This window comes from Pedobacter nutrimenti (assembly GCF_003208655.1).
In the GTDB taxonomy this organism is placed as follows: Bacteria; Bacteroidota; Bacteroidia; order Sphingobacteriales; family Sphingobacteriaceae; genus Pedobacter; species Pedobacter nutrimenti.
Window position 1 is genome coordinate 81,089 of sequence record NZ_QKLU01000008.1, and the last position, 25,850, is coordinate 106,938.

Annotated in this window: 26 protein-coding genes; 20 read left to right on the plus strand and 6 right to left on the minus strand. The window is 43.0% G+C overall.

The window, feature by feature from the left end; translation table 11 throughout:
- Window positions 1-15: 15 nt before the first annotated feature.
- A complete protein-coding gene (locus tag B0O44_RS19940; RefSeq protein WP_110833868.1) occupies window positions 16-2,238 on the minus strand; it encodes a transglycosylase domain-containing protein in 2,223 nt (740 codons plus the stop codon).
- 71 nt (window positions 2,239-2,309) lie between these two features.
- A complete protein-coding gene (gene porW, locus B0O44_RS19945) occupies window positions 2,310-5,081 on the minus strand; it encodes a tetratricopeptide repeat protein (protein WP_449415921.1) in 2,772 nt (923 codons plus the stop codon).
- An 88-nt stretch (window positions 5,082-5,169) separates the two neighbouring features.
- On the opposite strand from porW, the gene B0O44_RS19950 reads away from it, so the two are divergent.
- From B0O44_RS19950 to B0O44_RS20000, 11 genes are all read left to right on the plus strand, one after another.
- Window positions 5,170-5,394, plus strand: coding sequence for an AtpZ/AtpI family protein (locus tag B0O44_RS19950; RefSeq protein ID WP_110833869.1), 225 nt, complete (start codon window positions 5,170-5,172; stop codon window positions 5,392-5,394).
- Between the two features lie 56 nt (window positions 5,395-5,450).
- Entirely contained in the window at window positions 5,451-5,837 is a 387-nt protein-coding gene (locus B0O44_RS19955) for a hypothetical protein (protein WP_245943753.1), read from the plus strand.
- Window positions 5,838-5,854: 17 nt separating this feature from the next.
- Window positions 5,855-6,985: a F0F1 ATP synthase subunit A gene (atpB, locus tag B0O44_RS19960; protein WP_110833870.1), complete on the plus strand. Its 1,131-nt coding sequence runs from the start codon at window positions 5,855-5,857 to the stop codon at window positions 6,983-6,985.
- A gap of 39 nt (window positions 6,986-7,024) precedes the next feature.
- Window positions 7,025-7,234, plus strand: a complete 210-nt coding sequence (atpE, locus tag B0O44_RS19965; RefSeq protein ID WP_108553637.1) for an ATP synthase F0 subunit C — start codon at window positions 7,025-7,027, stop codon at window positions 7,232-7,234.
- 70 nt (window positions 7,235-7,304) lie between these two features.
- On the plus strand, window positions 7,305-7,799 hold the full coding sequence (locus tag B0O44_RS19970; RefSeq protein WP_110833871.1) for a F0F1 ATP synthase subunit B: 495 nt from the start codon (window positions 7,305-7,307) through the stop codon (window positions 7,797-7,799).
- A 29-nt stretch (window positions 7,800-7,828) separates the two neighbouring features.
- Window positions 7,829-8,377, plus strand: coding sequence for an ATP synthase F1 subunit delta (gene atpH / locus B0O44_RS19975; protein WP_110833872.1), 549 nt, complete (start codon window positions 7,829-7,831; stop codon window positions 8,375-8,377).
- Window positions 8,378-8,430: 53 nt separating this feature from the next.
- The gene (gene atpA, locus B0O44_RS19980; protein ID WP_110833873.1) at window positions 8,431-10,005 is read left to right on the plus strand and encodes a F0F1 ATP synthase subunit alpha; all 1,575 of its coding nucleotides are present in this window, start codon (window positions 8,431-8,433) and stop codon (window positions 10,003-10,005) included.
- A 25-nt stretch (window positions 10,006-10,030) separates the two neighbouring features.
- Complete coding sequence (atpG, locus tag B0O44_RS19985; protein WP_110833874.1) at window positions 10,031-10,909, plus strand: ATP synthase F1 subunit gamma; 879 nt, start codon at window positions 10,031-10,033, stop codon at window positions 10,907-10,909.
- A gap of 104 nt (window positions 10,910-11,013) precedes the next feature.
- Complete coding sequence (locus B0O44_RS19990; protein WP_110833875.1) at window positions 11,014-11,790, plus strand: 5'-nucleotidase, lipoprotein e(P4) family; 777 nt, start codon at window positions 11,014-11,016, stop codon at window positions 11,788-11,790.
- Between the two features lie 58 nt (window positions 11,791-11,848).
- A complete protein-coding gene (locus B0O44_RS19995) occupies window positions 11,849-12,064 on the plus strand; it encodes a hypothetical protein (RefSeq protein ID WP_110833876.1) in 216 nt (71 codons plus the stop codon).
- A 138-nt stretch (window positions 12,065-12,202) separates the two neighbouring features.
- Window positions 12,203-13,045: a DUF4349 domain-containing protein gene (locus B0O44_RS20000; protein WP_110834084.1), complete on the plus strand. Its 843-nt coding sequence runs from the start codon at window positions 12,203-12,205 to the stop codon at window positions 13,043-13,045.
- A gap of 29 nt (window positions 13,046-13,074) precedes the next feature.
- Here the strand turns inward: B0O44_RS20000 and ruvC are convergent, their stop codons facing one another.
- A complete protein-coding gene (gene ruvC / locus B0O44_RS20005) occupies window positions 13,075-13,644 on the minus strand; it encodes a crossover junction endodeoxyribonuclease RuvC (protein WP_110833877.1) in 570 nt (189 codons plus the stop codon).
- 42 nt (window positions 13,645-13,686) lie between these two features.
- Between ruvC and B0O44_RS20010 the strand changes: the two genes are divergently transcribed.
- From B0O44_RS20010 to B0O44_RS20040, 7 genes are all read left to right on the plus strand, one after another.
- Entirely contained in the window at window positions 13,687-14,664 is a 978-nt protein-coding gene (locus B0O44_RS20010) for a lysylphosphatidylglycerol synthase transmembrane domain-containing protein (protein WP_110833878.1), read from the plus strand.
- Window positions 14,642-15,772: a glycosyltransferase family 2 protein gene (locus B0O44_RS20015; RefSeq protein ID WP_110833879.1), complete on the plus strand. Its 1,131-nt coding sequence runs from the start codon at window positions 14,642-14,644 to the stop codon at window positions 15,770-15,772. The genes B0O44_RS20010 and B0O44_RS20015 overlap by 23 nt, the downstream gene beginning before the upstream one ends.
- The gene (locus B0O44_RS20020; protein WP_110833880.1) at window positions 15,772-16,863 is read left to right on the plus strand and encodes an ABC transporter permease; all 1,092 of its coding nucleotides are present in this window, start codon (window positions 15,772-15,774) and stop codon (window positions 16,861-16,863) included. Before B0O44_RS20015 ends, B0O44_RS20020 begins: the two co-directional genes overlap by 1 nt.
- Window positions 16,864-16,892: 29 nt before the next feature.
- Window positions 16,893-17,504, plus strand: coding sequence for a ribonuclease HII (locus B0O44_RS20025; protein ID WP_110833881.1), 612 nt, complete (start codon window positions 16,893-16,895; stop codon window positions 17,502-17,504).
- A gap of 253 nt (window positions 17,505-17,757) precedes the next feature.
- Window positions 17,758-18,960 (plus strand): glycosyltransferase family 4 protein, encoded by a 1,203-nt coding sequence (locus tag B0O44_RS20030; RefSeq protein WP_110833882.1) that lies wholly within the window; start codon window positions 17,758-17,760, stop codon window positions 18,958-18,960.
- Window positions 18,961-19,000: 40 nt separating this feature from the next.
- Window positions 19,001-20,080: a glycine cleavage system aminomethyltransferase GcvT gene (gene gcvT / locus B0O44_RS20035; RefSeq protein WP_110833883.1), complete on the plus strand. Its 1,080-nt coding sequence runs from the start codon at window positions 19,001-19,003 to the stop codon at window positions 20,078-20,080.
- Between the two features lie 14 nt (window positions 20,081-20,094).
- On the plus strand, window positions 20,095-20,805 hold the full coding sequence (locus B0O44_RS20040) for a 2-phosphosulfolactate phosphatase (protein ID WP_110833884.1): 711 nt from the start codon (window positions 20,095-20,097) through the stop codon (window positions 20,803-20,805).
- 3 nt (window positions 20,806-20,808) lie between these two features.
- Here B0O44_RS20040 and B0O44_RS20045 read toward each other — a convergent pair whose 3' ends face one another.
- Together B0O44_RS20045 and gldB are read right to left on the minus strand one after the other, a co-directional pair.
- Entirely contained in the window at window positions 20,809-21,597 is a 789-nt protein-coding gene (locus B0O44_RS20045; protein WP_110833885.1) for a patatin-like phospholipase family protein, read from the minus strand.
- 9 nt (window positions 21,598-21,606) lie between these two features.
- Window positions 21,607-22,743, minus strand: coding sequence for a gliding motility lipoprotein GldB (gldB, locus tag B0O44_RS20050; RefSeq protein WP_110833886.1), 1,137 nt, complete (start codon window positions 22,741-22,743; stop codon window positions 21,607-21,609).
- 153 nt (window positions 22,744-22,896) lie between these two features.
- Between gldB and B0O44_RS20055 the strand changes: the two genes are divergently transcribed.
- A complete protein-coding gene (locus B0O44_RS20055) occupies window positions 22,897-23,565 on the plus strand; it encodes a porin family protein (protein ID WP_110833887.1) in 669 nt (222 codons plus the stop codon).
- A gap of 5 nt (window positions 23,566-23,570) precedes the next feature.
- Window positions 23,571-25,211, plus strand: a complete 1,641-nt coding sequence (locus B0O44_RS20060) for an NAD+ synthase (RefSeq protein WP_110833888.1) — start codon at window positions 23,571-23,573, stop codon at window positions 25,209-25,211.
- Here the strand turns inward: B0O44_RS20060 and B0O44_RS20065 are convergent, their stop codons facing one another.
- The gene (locus tag B0O44_RS20065) at window positions 25,212-25,844 is read right to left on the minus strand and encodes a Pr6Pr family membrane protein (protein ID WP_110833889.1); all 633 of its coding nucleotides are present in this window, start codon (window positions 25,842-25,844) and stop codon (window positions 25,212-25,214) included. It abuts the gene before it with no gap.
- Window positions 25,845-25,850: the final 6 nt, after the last annotated feature.

Consider the following 25,850-nt stretch of genomic DNA (forward strand, 5'->3'; position numbering starts at 1 on the left):
TTTGGTCCGGGTATTTTAAAAGCCTAACTTCTGATCCAGTTCTGTTTTGCTTTGTTCCTGTTGCTGGTACTGGTTGCAGTCATATACAATCGATACATTTTTTGGAACGTCAAAATCATCTTTTCTGATCTTCAGTTTCGGATTGGCATAAACACGTTTTAAGAAGCCGGCAAATATCGGTAATGCGGTATTTCCACCTTCTCCTTCGCGGGTACTGATAAAGTGAAAGGCACGGTCCTCGCAACCCGTCCATACCCCGCCAACCAGTTGTGGGGTAATGCCCATAAACCAGCCATCGGAGTTGTTTTGGGTCGTTCCCGTTTTGCCGCCTACAGGGGTTTTAATGCCATATTTATAACTCAGTCTGGATGCTGTACCATTGAGCACCACGCCCCTTAACATGCGGGTCATTACATAAGCAACTTCTTCGTTTAAAGCCGGGTGTACACTCGGACGTTTGTCGTATAATACAATACCGTTTTTATCCTCAATGCGTAAAATATAAGTAGGTTCGGTCCAGATCCCCTTATTGGCAAATACACTGTAAGCGCCGACCATATCATACACAGAGGCATCAAATGAGCCCAGTGAAATGGATGGATAAGCCGGTACGTCTGAAGTGATGCCCATTTTTTTGGCCAGGGCAGATACTGCAGTAGGGCCTACCTGTTTCATCAGGTAAGCGGCAATATAGTTTTGTGAATAGGCCAGTGCTTTTTGCAGGGTAATGGCACCCGGCAAAGTCCCGCCAGATTTTGGTGTCCATGGTTTTCCTCCGGGTACATCTATGGTCACCGGTTCGTTCATGACGGTATAACAAGGGGAATAGCCGTTGTCTATGGCAACCGCATAGGTAAAGGGTTTTGCTGTAGAACCCACCTGGCGTGTACCCATTTTCACCTGGTCGTATTTAAAGTGTTGGAAATTGATACCGCCCACCCAGGCTTTCACAAAACCTGTCTGGGGGTCCATAACCATCATGGCATTGCGCAGCAGCATTTTATAGTATTTTACAGAATCGATGGGCTTCATCAGTGTATCGATATCCCCTTTCCAGGTGAAAATGCTTAAGCGGGTAGGGGTGTTAAAGTCTTCTTTGATTTCGGCTTCACTTTTACCTTCCTGTTGCAATGCTTTATAGCGGTCAGATCTTTTGATGCCCTGTTCTATTTGCAGCGCTTTGTCTTTAAAAGGATCTTTCCCTTTCCAGCTGTTGGTAAATTGCTGCTGAAGGATTTTCATGTATTCCTTTTGGGCCTCTTCTGCATAGACCTGCATGTCGTAGTTCAGGGTGGTCACCACGCGCAGTCCGTCTCGGTCCAGGTCATAAGGGGTACCATCTGCTTTGAGAATAGAGCGGTCCTGGAAAATCTTTTTGATGTCGTTTTTTAATACAGTTCTGAAATAAGGCGCAATCCCGTCATTTACGGTAGCGGCATTAAATTTCAGGTCCAGGGGTTTTTCTTTTTGAGCGTCGTATTCCTGCTGCGTTAACAGGTTCGCCTTGACCATCATGGACATGACCGTGTTGCGGCGCACAATAGAACGCTCCGGATTCCGTGTAGGGGAATACCTGGTAATTCCTTTTTGAAGACCCACCAAGGTTGCCGCCTGTGGAACGGTCAGCTGATCGGGCGTGGTGTTGAAATAAACCCGGGCTGCCGATTTTATACCAAAAGCCTGGTTTCCAAAATCGACCGTATTGAGGTACATGGTAATGATTTCTTCCTTGGTGTAATTTCTTTCCAGTTTAACGGCAATGACCCATTCCTGAAATTTTTGCATCAGACGTTTAAAGAAATTTTTCTGCCGGCCTTCTTCAGAAAATAAGTTCAGGGCCAATTGCTGGGTAATGGTACTTCCACCTTGTTTTTTACCCACCAGGTTGTAAAATAAAATGGTAAAGGTCCGGGTAAAGTCTATTCCGGAATGTTCTTTAAAGCGGGTGTCTTCTGTAGAGATCAGCGCATTGATGACATTCGGGGAGATCTGCGGATAGGTAACGTTAGACCGGTTTTGAACAAAATAAGTTCCAAGCACCTTGCCGTCTTCAGACATAATTTCTGTGGCCTGGTTGCTTTTGGGATGTTCTATGTCGCGGAAAGAAGGAAGGGGCCCAAATACTCCGAATCCAATAAGTACAATAAATAATGCAAATAACAACATACCGCCAATAAGGATTTTCCATATCCTGAGGTTGTATTTTTTGATGTCTGCTTGGGTAAGGGCCTGGCTCATTTTTTAATAATTGTTTTTCGATTATGAACGTTCAGCGGCTATTTTTTGTATAAAAGGAGCTGCTGATCTTTTCAATAACTGGTTTTATAAAATTCTAAGTATTTGTTTAAAAGATCTTTGCTTTTTAATTTTTCAAAGTTCTCTTTACTGATAATGAAGCTCGTATAAATAGAAGCCGGAACCTTCATGATCTGTTTTAGCTGAGGCGTAATTTCATCCGCATATATTTTTGCGTCGTCAAAACTACTAAAGTTTCCGACGTAAATGAGCTGATCATTGTCAAATTCTGTCAATTGATGTTTTAAATTGCTTCCGGTATAGTTCCCGCGGTTGAACTGACCAATACCAAATCGGGAAGAACTTAGGGTTAGGGAAGCATCGGCGACATCGATGACAAAATAATAGGTAGAGGAAACCGCCGTGCTGAAAATCCCATTGCTTTTTACGGCTGGTGCTGCTGCTGTTTTTTCTGGTTCTGCAGCTTTTGTGACCACAGGTTCAGGCTTTGCGGCAGCCGGTAGGGAGGCAATAATTTGTTCTGCCGGTTTGACAGGTGTCTGCGGAGCGGCCTGTTGTTCCATAAAGCGCGGTTCATTCGGGTCAAAATCTGTCAGGGCAATTTTCCTTTTTCTGAACTCGGCCAGGTGCTGTTCGATATAGCTCAAATGGTCATGTACCAGCGGGGTAATGAGTTTATCGTCCGGAAACTGACCGATGATGTTTTTGAAGGCTTTGATCAGGCTGTCTACAGAATTTGTCCGGCCAATGGCAATAGATTTCAGATAAGCGAATTGCGGGGACAGGTAATTGTCCGGTGATTGGGCTAAAACGGTATTGACAGCAGTAATAACCCCTGGGAAATCTTTCTGTACATACTGATCAAAAACCGTATTGTATTTTTTTGCAACATCGGCTTCCTTTTCGGAGCGCTTCACAGAAAAATCGGGATCCAGAATCGTTTTGGCATAAATACTCGAAGCAAACTGCGAAAGCACTACATTTTTATAGACGGCTGCTTTTGCAGGATCTTTGTCTTTATAACTCAGGTAAAGCCCGTAATTGATGGCTGCAAGGTGGTTGTTTTCCGGAAAGCGTTTGAGGATAATTTCATAGATCCTTGCCGCTTCTTCATTGTCATTGAGTTCCTGTTGGTAAAAATTGGCAATTTCATAATAGGCGTCCAGTATTTTCTGGTTGCTGGTGCTCAGCTGGGCAGGGCTAAGTGGCAAGGCCTCCATATAGGCTTTGATCCGGGCAGAATCGGTACCGGTCATGAGCTTGATGTCTTCTTTTGGCAAGCCTGTGTTGTCCAGATTGGCCACGTATTGGGTGTTGGTCTGGGAGGAAGACCGGACGCTTTGGCGCCAGTCGTCTTCCAATTTCCGGTTGCCCCATTTGGTTTTAAAATCGGAAAGGCCCCTGCTGACAGCAACCGTATTGCCAAAATAGAAGGTACTGACCCCTGCATTTTTTTCATTGTCCAGATTGCCCGGAAAGTTGGGTTTACCTGGGTTTTTGTTTTCCTGTACGGTACTTGCCACTTTGGCTTTGGCAAAAAGGGATTCTATTTTAGGTTTGCGTTCGGGCTCGGGCAGTTTGGCAATGGACTGTAAAGTGTCCTGCAAAGAAATGGACTCATAGCGCAGGGTCAGGTATTCCAGGTTTTGTGCCTTTTTTAAAATGAGCTCATAACCGGCATAGGTTTCGGGCAGGGTATTTACTGTACTGTCATAATACAGCTTGGCCTTCAGGTAGTCTTTGTTCTGCTTAAAACTTAAATCGGCTATTTTAAGATAGGACAATCCTTTCTGATAAGGGTTTTTGAAGCTTTTGGCGATTGAGCGTTTATAAAATTTTTCGGCATTGGCATAGTCTTTATCCTCTTCATAACTCTCTCCGATCTGGTAATAGATCTGATCGATATATTCTGCATTTTTATCGTCTTTCAGTAAAGCCGTCAGCTGCTGTTTGCGGTCTACAGTGACCCCTTTAGTTAAGGCGTTAAGCCTGATCCTGCTCAAATTGGCATTGAAATACAATTCAAATGCCGCATTGCTTTTTTGAACTTTGACATAATTGCGCAGGGCCCTGGGGTAATCCTTTTCGTGTTCATACAACTGGGCAAGAACATAGGTCCAGCGGATCTGGTTCCGTTTGATGGTTCCTGCTTTTAAGGCGGCTTCCAAATAAATAATGGCGTCTTTATAGCGGTGTACCGAAATGCCCATTTGGGCAAGTGTTGCCAGTGGTTCTGCCTTATGGTTTTTTACTTCATTAAGATTTTGTTCAAGTGTATCCAGGGTCAGCCCGGCGCTGCGGAGGTCGTTCAGCTGCAGCAAACTTCTGGCCCTGCCATTGAGTGCCTGTATATATACAGGTCTGTTTTCCGGGTAAGTTTTAATGACGTAATCATAATACTCTTTGGAAAAAAAATAATTCCCTTTCAGAAATTGTGCTTTTCCAAGCAGCATATAGGCATCGTCTACATAATTGCTGAAACTTTTTTCAGCAATGATCGTTTGCGCTTTAAGGATCACTTTGTCCAGGGCAGCGCTGTTGACCGGCGCGGCGAAAGGATCTTTTGAGTAAGGGTTGAACTTTGCAGGGGCAATATAAACCGGAAGTATCTGATTGTAATTGTCAACATAAGTGTTGCTCAGGTCTTCTTCGTAATTCTGGACCAGGACATTGGAATTGTAAAGGTAATTGTACCTGGCGGTCAGGTTCTGCATTTTTCGGTTTGCAGCGGTGTCCTTCTGGGAACCACAAGAATAGATGATACAAATGCCTAAACAAATAAGTATTATCTTTATCGGATGAATAGCGTAATTTTTCAAAAGCATTGATTGAGTTAAATCAAACAAAATGTATGCAAAAATATTTTATTCGGCAATTAATTCTAAGTAAATGACAGATTTTATTTGAAGGCTTATGGAAGATCCTGATAAATTTGATAAAGAGGATAAGGGGCGTAACTTTGCCGAATATTCCGGGATTGCTTTTCAAATGCTGGCTACTATTGGCGTATTTGCTTTTATTGGTTATAAAATAGATGAACACCGGCACAGTGCCAAGCCCTTATTTACGGCGTTGCTCAGTCTGGCCGGGGTGATCATTTCTCTTTACCAGGTGGTCAAAGCGCTGAATAAAAAGTAAATTATTCAGCCAACCTTAAGCGCTTTCTTAATACTTTTGCAGAAAACCATAAAGATTTGAACCTGCTTAAGTTTACCCTTTTTTATATCGGCTATTGTTTGGTCCTTGGTGGCATTGCAACTGCACTTCCCGGATTTTTTCCTGGAACGATGGTCCTGGTCCCAAAATTCTGGCTCATTTTCGGCTTCCTTTCGGGCATTACTTTTATTGCTTATGTAGTGGTTTATATGGGCATGAAAAGGAGTCCGGAAAGCTCAATTATGGCCATTATGGGATCGATAGCACTGAAAATGTTGTTCTCCATGGCTTTCGTGCTGATTTACAGCCTGAAGGCTAAGGGAAACGGGCTCGTTTTTGTCCTGAATTTTTTTTCTTTATATTTATTGTTTAGCTTCTTTGAAATATACTGTTTGTTACGTAACTTGCGCCACCAAAATAAATAGTAAAAATCTGCGAGTAAATGGATTGTAGCCACGTTTTTGATTTTAAAGTGAAAAGGTTAATTGTTGTTTTTACGCTTTTTTTAGCGTTTTTTTCTGTTGGATCCCCTGCTTTTGCGCAAGTGGATACGCTTAAGGCGGCAGAGCATTCTCCTGCCGAAACCCAGGCCAAAGAGAAGTTTGATATTGGAAAATTTGCATTGCACCACATTGCAGATTCTCACAGCTGGCATGTGATTGGTGAATACTATATTCATCTTCCTGTTTTACTGTATACTTCTAATGGACTGGTGAGTTTTAATTCTGCAGATTTTCAGTATGATGATGATGCTAAAGTAGTGGTCGAAAAAGGAGGCCAGCGTTTTGTGAAAATGCATGAGAAAATTTACTATGCATCTCCCGCACCAAACGAACACGGACAATATGTTCAGCTGGATGAAAAACACCATGCTTCCAATGCACGTCCCCTGGATATTTCTTTAACCAAAAACGTTTGCACTTTGCTGATTTCTATTGTCATCATTCTTGCTGTGTTTTTAAATGTGGCCAGCGGTTATAAAAAACGTAAAGGAAAATCACCAAAAGGATTGCAGTCCTGGATGGAGCCGATCATCCTGTTTGTACGTGATGACATTGCAAAACCAAATCTGGGTCATAAATACGAGCGTTTTATGCCTTACCTGCTGACCGTGTTTTTCTTTATCTGGTTTAACAATATGCTGGGTCTTGTTCCATTCCTTCCAGGAGGGGCCAACCTGACCGGTAATATTGCAGTGACCATGATCCTGGCGGCAGCAACATTCCTTCTGACTGTTTTTAACGGAAATAAATATTACTGGAAACACATTTTTGCACCAGATGTTCCAAAACTGATGTGGATTGTCATGATCCCTGTAGAGATCGTAGGTATTTTTACCAAGCCGATCGCTTTAATGATTCGTTTATTTGCGAACATCACTGCCGGACACATTTTGGTATTGTCCCTGATCTGTTTGATTTTTGTGTTCAACAGCTTGTACATCGCTCCGATCTCTGTCGCTTTTGCGGTATTCATTGGTGCCATTGAATTGCTTGTTGCATTTATCCAGGCATTTATATTTACCATTTTGTCGGCCCTGTTTATCGGAATGGCAATTGAAGAACACCATTAATAAGAATTTTTTAATAACTATATAATATATAAAATCATGATTACAGGAAGTATTGCTGCAATTGGTGCAGGATTAGCTGCGATTGGCGCTGGTCTAGGTATCGGTAAAATTGGTGGTTCCGCTATGGACGGTATCGCTCGTCAACCGGAAGCTGCCTCAAAAATCCAAACTGCGATGTTGATCGCTGCTGCCTTCGTTGAGGCTGTTGCACTTTTCGCAGTAGTTGTTGCCCTGATGGGTAATGGCTAGTAAACTTGTACCCGGTGTTTGCCGGGTACAAATTTTTTAAAAAAAAGGAACACAATATATAAAATAGAAAATGGAATTATTAATACCTGAATTTGGTTTAGTTATTTTTCAAACAATAGCATTCTTATTGTTAATGTTTGTTTTAGGCAAGTTTGCATGGAAACCAGTATTGGCTGCAATTAAAGAGCGTGAACAGTCTATTGACGACGCCCTGAACAAAGCAGAACTGGCTAAACAGGAAATGGCGCGTTTGACAACTCAAAATGAAGAATTGCTGAAATCTGCCCGTGCAGAACGTGACCTGATCTTAAAAGAAGCAAAAACTTTAAAAGACAGCATTATCAATGAAGCAAAAACTCAGGCGCATACTGAAGGTGCTAAATTAATTGAGAAGGCTAAAATTGAAATCGAAAACCAAAAGAAGGCTGCTTTATTTGAATTGAAAAGCCAGGTTTCTACACTTTCTCTTGATATTGCGGAGCGTGTACTGCGTAACCAACTGCAAGATAAAGCTAAACAAGAGGATTTGGTTGCAAATCTTTTAAAAGATGTTGAATTAAACTAATTGAACTCAATTAGCTAAATAAGAGCAGAATGTTAGAAAATAAAGCAGCATCAAGATACGCCAAATCTATACTGGACCTGGCTACAGAGCAAAACGCTTTGGAGCAGGTGAAAAATGATATGTTACTGATTGAAGAGGTCATTGACAAAAATCCGGAACTGGAAGCCATTTTGAAAAACCCTATTGTTCCTGCTGATAAAAAATGCGGAATCCTTGAAGGTTTATTCCATGGTAAAGTGGATAAAATTACCATTTCATTTTTGAAACTGATGGTGAATAAAGGCCGTTCTGAAATTGTATTTGGAACTTCAAAAGAAGTGATTGCCCAATACAACCAGCTGAAAGGTATTGTAACTGCAGAAGTCACTTCAGCTACACCACTTACAGAAAGCAGCAGAGAAGAAATCATAGCAACAGTAAAAAGAGAAATTGGCGCTAAACAGGTTCTGATCCGTGAAAAAACGAATGCAGACCTGATTGGTGGTTTTGTACTGAAAGTTGGAGACAGGCAGTTTGATGCAAGTATTTCCAACGGTTTAAAGAAATTAAAAAAGGAATTTGCCCAGGGAGTGGTATAATCCAAACATATAAATTAATATATATTACTGATTTACAATAGAAAATATAAATTATGGTAGAGGTAAGACCAGACGAAGTATCGGCAATTATCAGGCAACAATTGTCGGGCTTTAAATCAGAAGCTGAACTTGAAGAAGTTGGTACCGTATTACAAGTGGGTGATGGTATTGCCCGTGTATATGGTTTAACAAAAGTTCAATCAGGTGAGCTTGTTGAATTTGAAAGCGGATTGCAAGGTATTGTATTGAACCTTGAAGAAGATAATGTTGGTGTGGTTTTATTGGGCCCATCTGACAACATCAAAGAAGGTGATACCATCAAAAGGACTAAAAAAATTGCCTCTATTAAAGTAGGTGAAGGTATGCTGGGCCGTGTGGTGAACACGCTTGGTGAGCCGATCGACGGAAAAGGACCTATTTTGGGTGAAACTTACGAGATGCCTATTGAACGTAAAGCACCAGGTGTAATTTACCGTCAGCCGGTAAATGAGCCTTTGCAGACCGGTATCAAAGCGATCGATGCGATGATTCCTATCGGCCGTGGTCAGCGTGAGCTGGTGATTGGTGACCGTCAGACAGGTAAAAGTGCCGTTTGTATCGATACCATCATCAACCAAAAAGAATTTTATGAAGCAGGAAACCCTGTTTTATGTATATATGTAGCTTGTGGTCAAAAAGCAAGTACAGTAGCAAACGTGGTACGTACACTGGAAGAAAACGGTGCAATGGCTTATACAGTAGTGGTTTCGGCTTCTGCTGCTGATCCGGCTCCGCTTCAGTTTTATGCACCTTTCTCTGGTGCTGCCATCGGAGAGTATTTCCGTGATACAGGCCGTCCGGCATTAATCGTTTATGATGATTTGTCAAAACAGGCTGTGGCTTACCGTGAGGTATCTTTATTACTTCGTCGTCCACCGGGTCGTGAGGCTTATCCAGGTGACGTGTTTTATCTGCACAGCCGTTTATTAGAGCGTGCTGCAAAGATCAACGCAAACGATGATATTGCACAAAACATGAACGATTTACCAGAGTCTTTAAAAGGTAAAGTAAAAGGTGGTGGTTCTTTAACTGCATTGCCTATTATCGAAACTCAGGCTGGTGACGTTTCTGCATACATCCCAACCAACGTAATTTCCATTACCGATGGACAGATCTTCCTGGAGTCTAACTTGTTTAACGCAGGTGTTCGTCCGGCGATCAACGTAGGTATCTCGGTATCCCGTGTAGGTGGTAACGCACAAATCAAATCGATGAAAAAGGTTGCCGGTACGTTAAAACTGGATCAGGCACAATACCGTGAGTTAGAGGCTTTCTCTAAATTCGGTTCTGACCTGGATGCTGCAACTAAATCTGTTTTGGATAAAGGTGCACGTAACGTAGAGATCCTTAAACAAGGTCAGTTTTCACCAATGACTGTGGAGAAACAAGTTGCGATCATTTACATTGGTACTAAAAATTTAATGCGTTCTGTTCCTGTAAACAAAATCAGAGAATTTGAAGCAGAATTTTTACAACAGCTTGAATTGCGTCATGCAGATACTTTGAAAGCTTTAAAAGCTGGAAAACTGGATGATCAGATCACTGGAGTATTGGAAACAGTAGCAAAAGAATTAGCAGGTAAATACTAAGTTACGCTGCAGAAGATAAAGAAGAATGGCTAATTTAAAAGAAGTAAGAATACGCATCGCATCGGTACAATCGACCCAGCAGATCACCAAAGCCATGAAAATGGTTTCGGCTGCGAAGTTAAAGCGCGCGACCAATGCTATTATACAATTACGTCCCTATGCTACAAAGCTGAAAGAAATCTTAGGAAATCTTTCTGCAAGTCTGGAAGGATCTTCATCACCTTTTATACAGGAGCGTGAGCCGAATAAAGTTTTGATCGTGGTGGTTTCATCCAACCGCGGACTGGCTGGTGCTTTTAACATGAATGTGATTAAAGCAGCAAACAACCTGATTTCGGACAAATACAGCGAGCAGTATAAAAACGGAAATGTGAGCATCGTTGCCATCGGTAAAAAGTCTCAGGATTTTTACGAGAAACGCAATTATAAGGTGATTGGCAATAACAATGATGTGTACTCGGCACTTAGCTTTGAAAATGTAACCAAAATTACCGAAGCCATTATGGCCGGTTTCAAAAAAGGAGATTACGATAGGGTTGAAGTGATTTATAACCGCTTTAAAAATGCGGCTGTTCAGTTTGTCACAACAGAACAATTGCTTCCATTGCCAAAAGCAGATACAAGCGATGTAAAAGTTTCAAATGTAGATTATATCCTGGAACCTTCAAAAGAGCAGATCGTTGAACAGCTGATCCCTAAGTCGATTAAAATCCAATTGTATAAAGCTGTCCTGGATTCGCATGCTTCTGAACATGGAGCACGGATGACTTCCATGGATAAAGCCACTGAAAACGCAGGTGACCTGTTGAAAGCGTTAAAACTTTCCTACAACCAGGCGCGTCAGGCGGCAATTACAACCGAGCTTACAGAAATTGTAAGTGGTGCTGCAGCTTTAAACGGATAGTTTTAACCGCATATCTTATAAAAAGCCTTTATCCATGGATAAAGGCTTTTTTGTTTTCATTGCTTTGTGTGAATGTTATTGGTTATTTTTGAAAAAAAATTGACATGAAGAACCTATTTGTTTTTACCCTGGTTTCCTTTCTTTTCCCCCTTGGCCTGATGGCGCAGAAAAGTTCGGGCGCACAGGATTATACCACAGCAGTTTTATGGGAACAGCATTCGGGAGAATACCGGGCCCTGGCTTTTCAGGCCTATAATTTTGCCCGTTTATCCCTTCTGGAACAATTAAAAACGGCCGACAGTTCCAAACCCAATTGTGTGGTGGTGGATATTGACGAAACCGTGCTGGACAATTCTCCTTTTCAGGGTACAGAAATCAATAAGGGCCAGAGTTATAATGCTGCCGACTGGGCCAAATGGACCAGTATGGGCGTTGCAGATACCGTTCCGGGTGCACTGGGTTTTTTAAAATTTGCGGCAAGTAACAACGTAGAGGTCTTTTACATTACCAACAGGGAAACTTCAGAGCATGACGGTACCTTACAAAACCTGCAAAAGCATGGCTTTCCATATGCCGATGAGGCGCACCTGGTGTTAAAAAGTGGAACTTCAGATAAAGAGCCCCGCAGACTGGTCGTGAGGGAAAAATACAATATCCTGCTGCTTTGCGGTGATAACCTGAGTGATTTTTCGAATGTATTTTACCGGGAGAACAAGAACACCAAAGAGCAGGTCGACCTTCATCAAAAATGGTTTGGAACCAAATATATTGTGTTGCCCAACCCAATGTACGGCGATTGGGAAAAGCCGCTTTACAAGGGAAAAGACCTAAAAGAAGCGGACCGTTCCCGCCAAAGACAAGAAGCTTTAAAAACTTATTAAGGATTGTGCTTTAATTTGTTGAATTAATCTTTATTTTTGTGCATTAAATAAAAAAGACATGGAGCAAACACCAAAGCATAATACAGAAAGCATGCAAAAAGCAAATCAGACAGCTATATATCAATTGTTAGTTGTGGGTATCGTGATTAGTATCGTAGGCGTTTTCCTGCGTTTTGCAATGGATTCAACTACATTATCAATCGTTTCATGGGTAATTTTAATGATCGGTACCGTAATCTGCTGCAAAGCAGTATTTAAAATACTGGCTGCTTAAATTTTTTTAAGTAGCTTAAACAAAAAGCCTGTTCCGTTTATACGGAGCAGGCTTTTTGTTTTTTAGCTTTCCGCTAACCTGCAGGATAAAGGTTACTTTATGCTGCAATTGGTATTAAGGGGAAATATGAACCTTCTTATGAAACGACTATTGTTTATCCTTCTGATTGCGGGCCTGTGGGGCTGCAACAGTGAAAGAAAAAACCGCGCATCTGCAGATGCGACCGAATCTTTGCAGGCCACTGATAGCACTGCTGCTGAAAAAATCATTAAAACCGCCGATATGCGTTTTAGGGTAAAGGATGTACAGCACACCAAAGAGCAACTGAGCAGCACCCTGAAAGCAGAAGGGGGAATGATTTCTGAATTCACCCTGCAAAGCAGTATTCAGCAAACCGAAAAAGTAAAGTATTCTGCCGATTCCCTGCTGGAGCTCACCTCTTACCGCAAAGAGGGACGGATTGTTGCCAAAGTACCTGCTGAAAAACTGGACGACTTTACCAATAAGATTGCAAAAATGGCTGTGTTTGTGGATCAGCAATCCCTTAAAATGGATGACCAGAGCCTGAATTACCTGTCCAATAAACTAAAAAACAACAATAGGGCAGAAGCGGTCACCCAGCTCAATAAACATGCAAATAAAAAAAGCAATAATGTAGAAACCGCCCTGGAGATCAAAGATGATTATGTCGATAAGAAAATTGAAAACCAGCTGATTGATGCAAAGGTAAAATACAGCACGCTGACCCTGGACTTTTATCAGGACAATACCGTGCAGAAAATTGTAATCGGAAATGACGACCTGTACAGTTACAGACCTTCTTTTTTTACCCGCTTCTGGCTTAATATTCAGAACGGATGGGTGATTTTTAAAGAATTTATCCTGATCCTGACCAATATGTGGATGATTTTGCTGCTGATTGCCGCCGGTTATTTTTCTTTCCGCTATTACCGCAAAAAAAGAAAAGCATCGATGTTATAAAATTAAAGGGCCCTGACAAAGGGCCTTTTTTAGCCCTTTACCCTTTTTTTATTGTCCTGAACAAAAGATTCCCAGCCTGAATAGGATTTGCTTTTTCCACCCGAAGCGGATACCCTTTGGAAGGAATGGCAAACCGCTACACCCAAACCATCGGTGGCATCCAAAAACTCGGGCGTTTCTTTGAAATTGAGCAACCTTTGCAACATGGCAGCCACCTGTTCCTTACCGGCGCTTCCGTTTCCGGTGATGGATTGCTTGATTTTTTTTGGTGCGTACTCAAATACAGGGATGTTTTTTGATAAAGCAGCAGCCATGGCAATACCCTGCGCCCGGCCAAGCTTTAGCATCACCTGGATGTTTTTGCCGTAAAAAGGGGCCTCTATAGCCAGGACATCAGGTTTGTATTCTTCCATCAGTCCAACCGTTTTTTCAAAAATGCGCTGCAATTTCAGAAAGTGGTCGTCCAGGTGGTCCATCCGCACAATACCCATGGTGATCAGTTCTATTTTACTCCCTTTTTCCAGGATCACCCCATAACCCATTACTGCAGTACCGGGGTCAATCCCCATAATTACCCTTTCCTTTTTTTCCACCAACATAAAACAATATTAAGCATATTTGCAGATAGTAAATTAAAAAATTTGACATCCCGATATAAAAAGATCTTCTCCTATACCCTGAAAACGGCAATTGTAGTCTTTGCATTTTGGTTTATTTATGTAAAGCTCAGTACCAATAACGACCTGAAGGGATTTATGCATTTGCTGGAAAGCACTCCCCGCTATGAAATGATTGCCGTACTGGGTGGTGTTTTTTTGTTGATGTTGCTCAATTGGGGGCTGGAGGCGGTGAAATGGCGAAAACTGGTGAGCAGTATAGAAAGGATCAGTTTATGGAAAGCCATCGAGTCGGTTTTCTGTGGGTTGACCTGGGCCATCTTTACCCCAAACCGGCTTGGGGAATATGGGGGAAGGGTGTTTTTTTTATCCCCCAAACGCAGAATAATAGGGGTAGTGGCCATGGCGGTTGGCAATATTGGCCAGATGGTGCTCACCAATGTATTCGGCGCTGTTGCCATATGTGCTTTTATTTACCGTTTTAAACTGCTGGATTACCGTTTGTTTTTGGCCCTTTGTGTTTTTGCCGCGGCCTACAGTTTATTTTTTGTGATCTTTTATTTTAACATCCGCTGGCTCAATGGCATTTTGCTGTCTATGCGCTGGACCAGAAAATATAAAAAATTTTATAAGGTGCTCGGCCGTTACAGAAAAAAGGAACTCCTGCGGATTTTATTTTTATGTCTGGCCAGGTATGCGGTTTTCAGCACACAGTATTTTATTATGTTTTACTGGCTGGTGCCCGACCTGCATTACCTGGATATTATGATGATGGTTTTTATCCTGTTTTTTGTACAATCGGCCCTGCCTTCCCTCGATTTGTTTGACATTGGCATCAGAAGTGTCACGGCATTGTTTTTCTTTAAGTATATTACCGATAAAAGCACTGCTGTGGTGGCCTGTACGGCAAGCATATGGCTGATAAATATTATAATTCCTGCTATCTTAGGCTCCTATTTCGTCTTTAAACTTAATTTCTTTGGAAATACTCAACGTACTTAATTATATATCTGCATTTTTAACCCTTGGCTATGCGCTGATTGTTGTTTCTTTCATCAGGGGCTGGCACAGGCTCCGCTGGTATAAAAGGACCGAACAAAAGCACGTGACCCCCGTGTCTATTATTGTTGCTGCCCGGAATGAAGAAGCCAATATTGCCAAAACCATAGAGGACCTTCTGGCCCAGGATTATGATCCGGCGCTGGTAGAGGTCATTTTTATTGACGACCATTCTACCGATGGTACAGCAAGGATCATTGCCTCTTATCCAAGGGTAAAACTAATTGTCCTGAACGAAGACAAAGCCTTAAACTCCTATAAAAAGAAAGCCATACAAACTGCAATCGGAGGGGCGAGCGGAAAATTAATCATTACCACCGATGCCGATTGCCGGATGCACCCGGCCTGGCTGAAAACCATTGTGGGTTTTTATGAAGAGAACGACTATAAAATGATTTCTTCTCCGGTGCTGTATTTTCAGGAAAAAAGCTTTTTTGAACGGGCACAATCGCTGGAGTTTTTATACCTGATTGGCCTGGGGGCCTCTACCATCGGGAATGGAAAACCTTCTACCTGTAACGGGGCGAACCTGGCTTACGAGCGGGAAGCATTTTATGAGGTGGGCGGATTTAAAGGGATAGATGACCTGGCTTCGGGTGATGATGAGTTGTTATTGCATAAAATGGCCAGCCACTATGGCAATAAAATAGGCTTTTTGAAAAATTACGATGCTGTGGTGTATACCCATGCAAAGCCGACTGTTTCGGAATTTATCCAGCAGCGCAAGCGCTGGGCATCCAAAAGTACCCGTTATAAAAACAAAGCCATCATTGTGCTTGGTGTTGGGGTCTGGTTGTTTAACCTGAGTATCGTGCTCAACTTTGTCGGAGGCATTTTTAGCTCAGTATTTTTTGAAATGGCCCTGATCCAGCTGCTGGTTAAAATTATTGCCGAATTTTTGTTTTTAGTAGATGTGACTAAGTTTGGCAGAAGAAGGGAATTGTTATACCTGTTGCCCGTTTTGAACCTGATGCACATTGTATATATTATTTTTATTGGCATAGCCGGCAATTCGGGTAAATACAACTGGAAAGGAAGAATGGTTAAATAATGGAACAGCGCAACAGCCCATCGCAGGAAGTCTGGAAAAAGTTTAAAAAGAATAAACTTGCTTTTTCCGGTTTGCTGTTTCTGGGTTTTTTGCTGCTTGCGGGCGTGCTGGGCTCCTTAATTACACCAGACCATAGTCCAATGGCCAATACCATGCACCTGCAGCTGAGCAATAAAAAGCCTGGCCGCAGTTTTCAGTTTTTGGTGCTGGGCCGCAACGACAAAATACAAAAAGCAGGCTTACTGGAAAGAATGATTTATGGACAGGTTCCGGACTTTAAAGCCATTCCAATTACTTCTTACCGCGTTGCAGGCGGCCGTGTGTATGCCAGGGAATACCTTGGAGACGACGAGCAGTCTGAAGAAATGGCCTACCCCTTGCTTAAAGGGAAAAATACCTATACCCAAACCTTCTGGCTGGGCACAGATCTTTATGGCCGCGACCTGCTCAGCAGGCTGATCCTGGGCATTAGGGTTTCTTTATCGGTTGGGCTGATCGCCGTGCTGATATCCCTGTTTATTGGCATTAGCCTTGGTGCAATGGCAGGTTATTTTGGTGGCAAAACCGACGCCGCCATCAGCTGGTTTATGAATGTGATCTGGTCACTGCCTTCCCTGCTGCTGGTCATTGCCATTTCCTTTGCCCTTGGCAAGGGCTTCTGGCAAATTTTTATTGCGGTGGGTTTATCGACCTGGGTCGATGTGGCCAGGCTGGTCAGAGGGCAGGTAATGGCCTTAAAAGAAGTGGAGTTTGTAGAGGCTTCCAGGGCATTGGGCTTTTCTACTTCACGGACCATTATCCGGCACATTCTGCCCAATATTGCAGGCCCTGTACTGGTGGTGGCTTCAGCCAATTTTGCTTCAGCCATTTTGCTGGAATCGGGGCTGAGTTTTTTGGGTTTTGGGGCACAGCCGCCCATGCCCAGCTGGGGCGGCATGATCAAAGAACATTACGGATACATCATTATGGATGCCGCTTATCTGGCCATACTGCCTGGTTTATGCATCATGTTAACCGTATATGCTTTTAATGTGCTGGCCATTGGCTTAAGAGATGCTTTTGATGTAAAGTCCCAAAACGTCATGGTTTAAATGCCGTTGTTATTCCTTATTTTTACTTCATGTTATTAAACTGCTATCAGGACGAATTGTTGGAAGCCGGCTGTGATGAAGCGGGCAGGGGCTGTCTGGTGGGACCGGTATTTGCAGCTGCTGTTATTTTGCCAAAGGATTTTATCCCGGGCGAACTAACAGATTCTAAAAAACTGAGCCATAAACAGCGCGAAGAATTGCGCCCGGTTATCGAAGCGCAGGCCATTGCCTGGGCTGTTGCCGCTGTAGACCAGGAAGAAATTGACCGGATCAATATCCTCAATGCTTCTTTTTTGGCCATGCACCGGGCCATAGAACAATTGAAAACCAAACCCGCCTACCTAAGCATAGATGGCAACCGTTTTAAAGCCTATCCGGAAATTCCGCATACCTGTGTGGTTAAAGGGGACGGAAAATACCTGAACATTGCTGCAGCTTCCATACTGGCCAAAACCCATAGGGATGAGTATATGGAAAAGATCGGCGCAGCGTTTCCGGTTTATCAGTGGCATAAAAATAAGGGCTACCCAACCATTGCGCACCGGAAAGCATCACTGGAATATGGTTTAACGCCTCATCACCGGAAAAGTTTTACCGTTAGCCATCCGCAGCTGGATTTGTTTGTGGGCTTGTCTGAATAAAAAAGGGTGCTTTTATACCCTCCAAATGCCTCAAAAAACAATTTTTCTATGACGAAATAACTGGACGATTATTAGAAACGGTTTACAATTTATCTAATAACTTGTTTAAGGCCTCTTTTCTGCTGCAACTTCTTTAAATTTTTCGAGGTAGAAGCTCCGCTATCTCTGCAAAATTTGCATCGTTTCGCTAAAAAATAGGCCATAACCAATTTTACTTTATAAATTTAAACCGTTTCTTAGTATTTTCACACAGTTGAAAGTACTGATCTTAACATACAGAGTTCCTTTTCCGCCAAACAGCGGTTACCCGATCGTGGTATACAATACGATTAAGGGTTTGTTGCGGCTGGATGCAGAAATTACCCTGTTTAGCATTAACCCCTATAAACACCGGGTAGATACCGACGATATTTACGACCCGGTTTTCGAAAATATTAAATTTCATTCCTATAGCCTGGATACGGAAGTCAACATCTGGGGAGCGATTTTTAATATTTTTTCCAACGAATCCTATAACGTTTCCCGGTTTTATGACGAGGAAGCGGCAAAACTGCTGGAAAATATACTGAGGGAAAACGAGTTTGATGTGATTCAGTTTGAAGGCTTGTTTGCCGTACCTTATCTGGATACGGTTAAAACTTTTAGCAAAGCAAAGCTGATTTACAGGGCACACAATATTGTTTTTGATGTCTGGGAGCGTCTTTCCCTGACCGAAAAATTTACGCCCCGTCGCAGGTACCTGCAGTTTCTGGCCAGAAGGCTGAAGTCTTATGAAACCGAACAGATTAACCGCTTTCACCAAATTTTTGCCATCAGTGAGCCCGACCGGCAAAGTATTCTGAGGTTTGGCTGTGAAATCAATGTGGAAGTTTTCCCTGTGGCCCTTGATTTTGAAAAATACATTACTGACCCTTCAAAAGTCAGTTTTCCAACCTTATTTCACCTGGGCGCCATGGACTGGAGGCCCAATAAAGAGGGGCTGGAATGGTTTCTGGACGAAATATGGCCGGATATTGAAAAACTGAACAGCGAACTGCGGTTTTATATTGCGGGTAAAAATATGCAGCAGCAGTTTTTTGATTACGACTCAGACAATGTGGTGGTGGAGGGTGAAGTGATGGATGCCGTAGAATTTATCAATTCCAAAGCCATTATGATTGTTCCCCTGCTTTCTGGCAGTGGGATGCGGGTAAAAATTATTGAAGGTATGGCCATGAGAAAATGTATTATCGCGACCACGATGGCTGCAGAAGGGATCAGCTGCGAACATGGCAGGGACATTCTGATTGCCAATACCCCCGACGAATTTTACAGGGCCATTCTGCAATGCATTACCAATCCGGTAAAATGGCGGGAAATCGGGGAAAACGCCAGAAAAACCGCCGAGCGGAATTATAATATTTCGAGCATTGCAGAAAGGATGTTCAATATCTACCAGCAGCTTATAAATGTATAAAAATTGTGTACTTTTGGCCACCATTTTTATATAACAAAGTATGAATAATACCGCATTAACAGACAAACACATTTCATTAGGCGCTAAGATGGTGCCATTTGCAGGATACAATATGCCTGTTCAGTACGAAGGGATTAATGCTGAGCACCAGACCGTCAGAAATGGCGTGGGTGTTTTTGATGTTAGCCATATGGGAGAGTTTATTCTGAAAGGGGATAAAGCCCTGGACCTGATCCAGCGTGTAACCAGCAATGATGCTTCCAAATTATATGATGGAAAAGTACAGTACTCCTGTCTGCCAAATGAAAATGGCGGGATTGTGGATGACCTGCTGGTTTACCGTATAGATGAAAAAACCTATATGCTGGTGGTCAATGCATCGAACATTGAAAAAGACTGGAACTGGATACAAAAATTCAATACCGAAGGTGTAGAGATGCACAATATTTCAGATAAAACTTCTTTGCTGGCCATACAGGGGCCTAAAGCGGCCGAAGCCTTACAGAGCCTTACCGATATTGACCTGGCTTCCATGGAGTATTATAACTTCAAAAAGGGTGTATTTGCTGGAGTAGATAATGTTGTGGTTTCTGCAACAGGTTATACCGGTGCTGGTGGTTTTGAAATTTATTTTGACAATGAACATGCCTATAAAATCTGGGATGCCATTTTTGAAGCGGGTAAAGACTTAGGCATTAAACCTATAGGTCTTGGTGCAAGAGATACCCTGCGTCTGGAAATGGGCTTTTGTTTATATGGAAATGATATAGATGATACGACTTCTCCTATAGAGGCCGGTTTGGGCTGGATCACTAAATTCAGCAAAACGTTTACCAATTCTGCGGCATTACAGGCACAAAAAGAAGCCGGCGTTCAAAAGAAACTCATTGGTTTTGAAATGATTGACAGAGGTATTCCACGTCATGATTATGAAATTACAGATGAGCAGGGCCAGGTTATTGGAAGGGTCACCTCAGGAACACAATCTCCTTCTTTACAAAAAGCGATAGGTATGGGCTATGTGAACCTGGACAAAGCCAAAGAAGGTTCGGAAATTTATATCCTGATCCGTAATGCGCAAATCAAAGCAAAAGTCGTTAAGTTCCCTTTTTATAAATAGAATTCCCTCCGTAGATGCAAAGAAAGATTGAAGTTTGTCTGACACCAGCTTTGCTGGACCTGTATGCGATTGAAGAAAGCATCGTGGTGGTCATTGATATTTTAAGAGCAACCTCTTCTATCGTCTATGGAATAGATAACGGGGCAGAAGCCATTATCCCTGTAGCTCAGGTGGAAGATTGCCTGAGTTACAAGGATCATGGTTATTTACTGGCCGCCGAAAGAAACGGAGAAGTTGTGGAAGGCTATGATTTTGGCAATTCCCCTTTTTCCTATACCTCAGAAAAAGTAGCCGGAAAGACAGTGGTCCTGACCACTACAAATGGCACCAAAGCCCTTCATTTGGCAAGGGAAAGGGCCGCACAGGTGGTGATTGGTGCTTTCCTGAACCTGGACAGCCTATGCAACTGGTTAAAGGACCAGGATAAAAATGTATTGCTGTTGTGTGCAGGCTGGAAAGATCAGTTCAACCTCGAGGATACCTTGTTTGCCGGAGCTGTTGTGAATCGCCTCCGGGCATCTTTTGTTCATTTTGATGATTCCAGTGTGGCCTCGGAAGACCTTTATGTGCTTGCCCGGCAAGACCTTAGGGCATACCTCTCCAAATCTTCACACAGCCACCGTTTGGCCGCACTCAACATCGAGCAGGACGTTCAGTTTTGTTTGCAGTTAAATGTCTGCAAAGCCATCCCTGTTTTAAAAGGGGAGCGCTTGCTTGCTTTGTAAGCATCAGGACCTGGCTTTTTTTGCCTGGATCAGTTCCCTGAGTTTTTCATTTGATTTGATCGTTTTGAGGGTTTCCTCGTAAGCCAGCCAGTAAATGGTTTCCGCTTTTTTCATGTCAAAGGTGCTGATCTCTCCCATTCCCTTTGGCTCAATCATTACATCGCAGAATTTAGCCTTTTGCTCCATATCTTTATTCACAGACATGATGCCTGCCCGTCCCATCAGGGTGGTGATGTTGGTAATTTTGTCTACTGATTTTAAATGGTTGCAGGAAGAACCGATAATAAAGTCACAGTCTTTCAACAAAGGCTCTACCGGGAAATTGTTCAGGATTCCCCCATCCACATACATCTGCCCATCAATCATAATGGGTTTAAAAATTCCCGGAATACAGCTGGAAGCTTGTATGGCCCTGATCAATGGCCCTTTGGTAAAATAAATAAGGCTGCCTTCGCTAAAATTCGTCGCTGCAATGGTCAATGGGATGTTCAGGTCTTCGATGCGGTCACCAGGAAAGTATTCCTTTAGCAACGCCGCAGTATGTTCTATGTTGACCAGGCCCAGTGCACCCAGGGAGGGGCGTACAAAGCGCAAAAGTTTGGTTTTCATAAAAATATTCAGGCCCTCTTCGGGGTCAATGCCCGCGGCATAAAATGCACCGGCTATAGAGCCGGCGCTGGTGCCGCTAATGTGGCTAAACCGGATGCCTGCATTCATAAAGGCTTTTAAAACACCGAGGTGGGCAATGCCCCTGATTCCGCCCCCGGATAATACGATCCCTATCTTGTCCATATTGGTAAATTAATTCGCTTGTTTGGGCTTGTACCTGGATTTACTTAATATTTTCTGCGCATCTTTTTCGGCCATCAGCTGCTGAAGGCTAATCTGCGGGTTCTTTTCCATATATTTTTTTACAATCTGCCACCCGGTCCAGATACCCAGCTTAGGGGCCGATTGATTTTTTTCACCCACGCCTGGTGTAAAAGGCCCTTCACTTAAAAAGACCTGTATCTGTTGATAATCGGTATTGTACAGCAGGTTGTTTTCCATAAAATAGCCCCAAATGTCACCTTCGAATTTTTTACACCAGTTGATCTGCGTACTGCTGTAGCCAATTTTTACAGAATCGGGAACTTTTTCATCGAGCACCTTGTCCATAAAATACAGAATTTTTCCACTGTAAATCATTTTAGAAAGTAAAGTCCTGTTGTCATCACTTTCGGGAAAGAGTTCTTCATGGGCATAGGTTTCAGTTAGCCTTGGAACAATGTATTCGGGGCTGAACCTTCTGGAAAGGTATACTGGAACACTGGTCACAATGGCCTTGTAAAATTTACTGTCTTTTCCCAGGAACATGTCCAGGCCAATACCCATATAATCATCACCCAGGGGCGTCTGAACAGAAAAACCTGATACAAATGAAATGAAGCGGGGGATCCTGGCCTCGGGATAATAGTATTTAATGTATTTGAAACTCTGGCTGAGCTGCTTTTCTATCGGGGCCAGGCTTGGAAAAACACTGTCTGTTTCTTTGCTCAGATCGGCATAAGCCTTGTCCTTATATAGGGTCGTCAGGATATCGGTTCCGGTATAGCTATGGTCGCCAACCATCCTGTGGATGTAGTCGTCGTAAAATTCACCATATTTTTTTTTCAGCAAAACATCAGTTTGTGCGACATCATCGCTTTTATGCTGGATCAGGTCTCTGTCAAAACGAATAATTTTAAGGTCCAGGTTGATCTTGCTCACATCTGGTTTGTCGCTTTGCTGGCATGCAGAAAACAGCAGTACGCAGAGCAGCAGGGAAGCGCATGCCCTGGTCTGCAGGATGTAATTTTTCCCGCTGACTTTATACAATAAACGACCTGCCCATGAAAAAAAAGCGGTTGCTAACAGAAAAAATAGATAAATTTGGGAATGTTTTACGTTATAACTCATTTAGAGCAAATATAATCAGATCAGGCAGGAATCGCATACTGCATGGCAGCAGATGAGAAATAAATTTTAGGCCTTTGTGTAAATGATTGCCTGATGACAATAGAAGATGTAAAACAGGGGCAGCTTGCCCGTCACCTATAAATTAGATAAAAGATGAAGAGAGTATTTTTATTCATGCTGTTACTTGCCTCTGCAGGAGGTCTTTTCGCTCAGAATTCCCCGTCCCCGGATTATGGTTTCCGTCTTGGCTTGACTGCCCACCCGACTTTTGGATGGCTTAAAGCCGAAAACGGAAAAGGAAACGGTTTGAGTTTAGGTTTTTCCTATGGTTTGCTGGCAGACTTCAATTTTGCTGAAAATTACAGCCTGGCCACAGGACTGACCATTACCACCATTAACGGAAAAAGCACGGAAATTAACCCGGCTTTATATGCGCCGGCCGCAAGTGCGGCAGCCGGCTATGATTTGAAATATAAATTGCAATACATAGAGCTTCCGCTGACCCTGAAACTCAAAACCAATAAAATCGGTGATTTGAGGTGGTACGGACAGTTTGGTTTGTCCAATGATTTTAACATTGGGGCCAAACAGGATGCAGAGCTTGCCGGGAAAGGTCTGGTCAATGACCAGGCGATAAAAAAATACACCAGGTTTTACCGAGCCGGTTTGATTTTAGGCGGTGGCGGTGAATTTGATATCGATACCCATACCAGTATTACTGCAGGACTGACCTATAACAACGGTTTTACCAATATTGTAAAAGACAATGGCAGAAGTGTCCGCAACCATTACATCGCACTTAATTTAGGAATCTTTTTCTAAGAGAAATGAATATAGCCTTAGCCCAGCTGAATTACCATATTGGTAATTTTGAAGCCAATACCAATAAAATCATTGAACATATTGCGTTGGCAAAAGAAAAAGGCGCAGACCTGGTGGTCTTTGCCGAACTTGCAGTCTGCGGGTACCCACCCAGGGATTTTCTGGAGTTTGAGGAGTTTATTTCCCTTTGTGAAACTGCTGCAGAAAAAATTGCAGCCCATTGCAAAGGCATTGCCTGTATTGTAGGGCTCCCGGTACGAAATGAACATGTGGCAGGAAAGGACCTTTATAATGCGGCCCATTTCATAGAAGATGGGAAAATCAAGGCTACGGTGAAAAAGGCCCTGTTGCCAAATTATGATGTTTTTGACGAATACCGTTATTTTGAACCGGCCACAAATTTTGCTTGTATAGATTTTAAAGGCTGTAAAATAGCGCTGACCATTTGCGAAGACCTCTGGAACATCAACAACAATCCCTTGTATGTTTCCAATCCGATGGATGAGCTGATTAAGGAACAGCCCGATGTGATGCTCAATATTGCGGCTTCGCCCTTTTCTTATTGTCATGATGAAGAGCGGGTAGCGGTACTGGCCGACAATGCAAAAAAATATCAGTTGCCCTTGTTGTATGTGAACCAGGTTGGGGCGCAAACAGAGCTTATTTTTGACGGAGGCTCCCTGGTTTTCGATGCGACAGGCGCATTACTGGACGAAATGCCTTATTTCACAGAAGCGCTCCGTATGTACGAGTTTGATGGAAAAAAAGTGCTTCATCATCAGGTGACTGCCCACCAGGCCGCTTCAGACATAGAGCAGATCCATGATGCCCTGGTGCTGGGCATTAAAGATTATTTTGAAAAATCGGGCTTTAAAAAAGCTGTACTGGGCCTTTCAGGGGGCATCGATTCTGCCCTGGTCTGTGCACTGGCCTGCCGCGCCCTTGGACCGGAAAATGTGATGGCTGTACTGATGCCCTCCAAATATTCAACTGACCATTCGGTACAGGATGCCCTGGACCTGGTTAAAAATATAGGCTGTAAACACGAAATTATTCCAATCAAGGAAGCTGCAGATGCTTTTGACCAAATGATGGCTCCGGCATTCAGTGGTCTTTCCTTTAACCTGACCGAAGAAAACATACAGGCCCGCTGCCGGGGCATTGTGGTGATGGCCATGTCCAATAAATTTGGCTACATTTTGCTGAATACTTCTAATAAAAGTGAATGTGCGGTAGGTTACGGAACTTTATATGGAGACATGTGCGGGGCAATAGGGGTTATTGGAGATGTCTATAAAACGCAGGTCTACCAGCTTGCAACCCATATCAATAAAGATGCAGAGGTAATTCCATTGAACTCGATTGTAAAACCTCCTTCTGCAGAACTGCGGCCCGGTCAAAAAGATTCCGACTCCCTGCCCGATTATGACACCCTGGATCAAATCCTGTTCCAGTATGTGGAATTGCAGAAAAGCTCTGCCGCCATTATTGCGCAGGGTTTTGAAGAGCAACTGGTCAGGCGCATTATCAAAATGGTCAATAATGCCGAATTTAAGCGTTATCAGACCCCGCCGATTTTAAGGGTATCGCCAAAAGCATTTGGAATGGGCCGGCGTATGCCTATTGTTGGAAAATACCTTTCCTGATCAGTCTTCCTGTTTCCAGGGCAATCTGGACAGGGCAATCAGCAAGAGTGAAAGCCCGGCAAATAAAACAGCAACCCCCAGGGCATTGAGCAGTACGCGGGGGTAGCCCAGCTTCAGGACATCAATAAAAGGATAAGGGTAATGTCCCGAAAAATAACCTATAAACAGCACCAGGCAAATGTAAGCAAATGGATAAAGCAGCCATAACCAGACATCTGCCCATTGCAGGTCTTGTTTTCGGACAAAAAACACCCAGTACAGCACCGTCATTAAAGGGATAATGGAATGCAGGATCTCGTTGGCGAGTATGCCCAGTCCTTTTGGAGTGCCCAGTGGCCGTAGGATAATGTTATAAATCAGTCCAACGACCACAATGTATACCGTCATGGCCGTGAGGAAGCTTGCCCCCGAGCAAATACGGCCCCTGGAGGAGTTCGGACTAAACAAGATAAAAGAGAAGCCAAGGGTGACCATGATGTTGGTGAGAATGGTGAAATAACTGAAAAACCGAACCAGCATTGGGAACAAGGGGATAACCCGGTCAATCAGGGAAAGGTCCAGCTGAAGGACCAGCGCAAACCAGCCCAATAATACGGCAATGCTCAGAAACAAAGGTCTAACATTTGACTTCATAAAAAA

What these genes read in the sequence shown, in the direction of transcription:
- B0O44_RS19940 (WP_110833868.1), bottom strand. Translation starts at nt 2,238, where the DNA reads ATGAGCCAGGCCCTTACCCAAGCAGACATCAAAAAATACAACCTCAGG.
- porW (WP_449415921.1), bottom strand. Translation starts at nt 5,081, where the DNA reads ATGCTTTTGAAAAATTACGCTATTCATCCGATAAAGATAATACTTATT.
- B0O44_RS19950 (WP_110833869.1), top strand. Translation starts at nt 5,170, where the DNA reads ATGGAAGATCCTGATAAATTTGATAAAGAGGATAAGGGGCGTAACTTT.
- atpB (WP_110833870.1), top strand. Translation starts at nt 5,855, where the DNA reads ATGGATTGTAGCCACGTTTTTGATTTTAAAGTGAAAAGGTTAATTGTT.
- B0O44_RS19970 (WP_110833871.1), top strand. Translation starts at nt 7,305, where the DNA reads ATGGAATTATTAATACCTGAATTTGGTTTAGTTATTTTTCAAACAATA.
- atpH (WP_110833872.1), top strand. Translation starts at nt 7,829, where the DNA reads ATGTTAGAAAATAAAGCAGCATCAAGATACGCCAAATCTATACTGGAC.
- atpA (WP_110833873.1), top strand. Translation starts at nt 8,431, where the DNA reads ATGGTAGAGGTAAGACCAGACGAAGTATCGGCAATTATCAGGCAACAA.
- atpG (WP_110833874.1), top strand. Translation starts at nt 10,031, where the DNA reads ATGGCTAATTTAAAAGAAGTAAGAATACGCATCGCATCGGTACAATCG.
- B0O44_RS19990 (WP_110833875.1), top strand. Translation starts at nt 11,014, where the DNA reads ATGAAGAACCTATTTGTTTTTACCCTGGTTTCCTTTCTTTTCCCCCTT.
- B0O44_RS19995 (WP_110833876.1), top strand. Translation starts at nt 11,849, where the DNA reads ATGGAGCAAACACCAAAGCATAATACAGAAAGCATGCAAAAAGCAAAT.
- B0O44_RS20000 (WP_110834084.1), top strand. Translation starts at nt 12,203, where the DNA reads ATGAAACGACTATTGTTTATCCTTCTGATTGCGGGCCTGTGGGGCTGC.
- ruvC (WP_110833877.1), bottom strand. Translation starts at nt 13,644, where the DNA reads ATGTTGGTGGAAAAAAAGGAAAGGGTAATTATGGGGATTGACCCCGGT.
- B0O44_RS20020 (WP_110833880.1), top strand. Translation starts at nt 15,772, where the DNA reads ATGGAACAGCGCAACAGCCCATCGCAGGAAGTCTGGAAAAAGTTTAAA.
- B0O44_RS20025 (WP_110833881.1), top strand. Translation starts at nt 16,893, where the DNA reads ATGTTATTAAACTGCTATCAGGACGAATTGTTGGAAGCCGGCTGTGAT.
- gcvT (WP_110833883.1), top strand. Translation starts at nt 19,001, where the DNA reads ATGAATAATACCGCATTAACAGACAAACACATTTCATTAGGCGCTAAG.
- B0O44_RS20040 (WP_110833884.1), top strand. Translation starts at nt 20,095, where the DNA reads ATGCAAAGAAAGATTGAAGTTTGTCTGACACCAGCTTTGCTGGACCTG.
- B0O44_RS20045 (WP_110833885.1), bottom strand. Translation starts at nt 21,597, where the DNA reads ATGGACAAGATAGGGATCGTATTATCCGGGGGCGGAATCAGGGGCATT.
- gldB (WP_110833886.1), bottom strand. Translation starts at nt 22,743, where the DNA reads ATGAGTTATAACGTAAAACATTCCCAAATTTATCTATTTTTTCTGTTA.
- B0O44_RS20055 (WP_110833887.1), top strand. Translation starts at nt 22,897, where the DNA reads ATGAAGAGAGTATTTTTATTCATGCTGTTACTTGCCTCTGCAGGAGGT.
- B0O44_RS20060 (WP_110833888.1), top strand. Translation starts at nt 23,571, where the DNA reads ATGAATATAGCCTTAGCCCAGCTGAATTACCATATTGGTAATTTTGAA.
- B0O44_RS20065 (WP_110833889.1), bottom strand. Translation starts at nt 25,844, where the DNA reads ATGAAGTCAAATGTTAGACCTTTGTTTCTGAGCATTGCCGTATTATTG.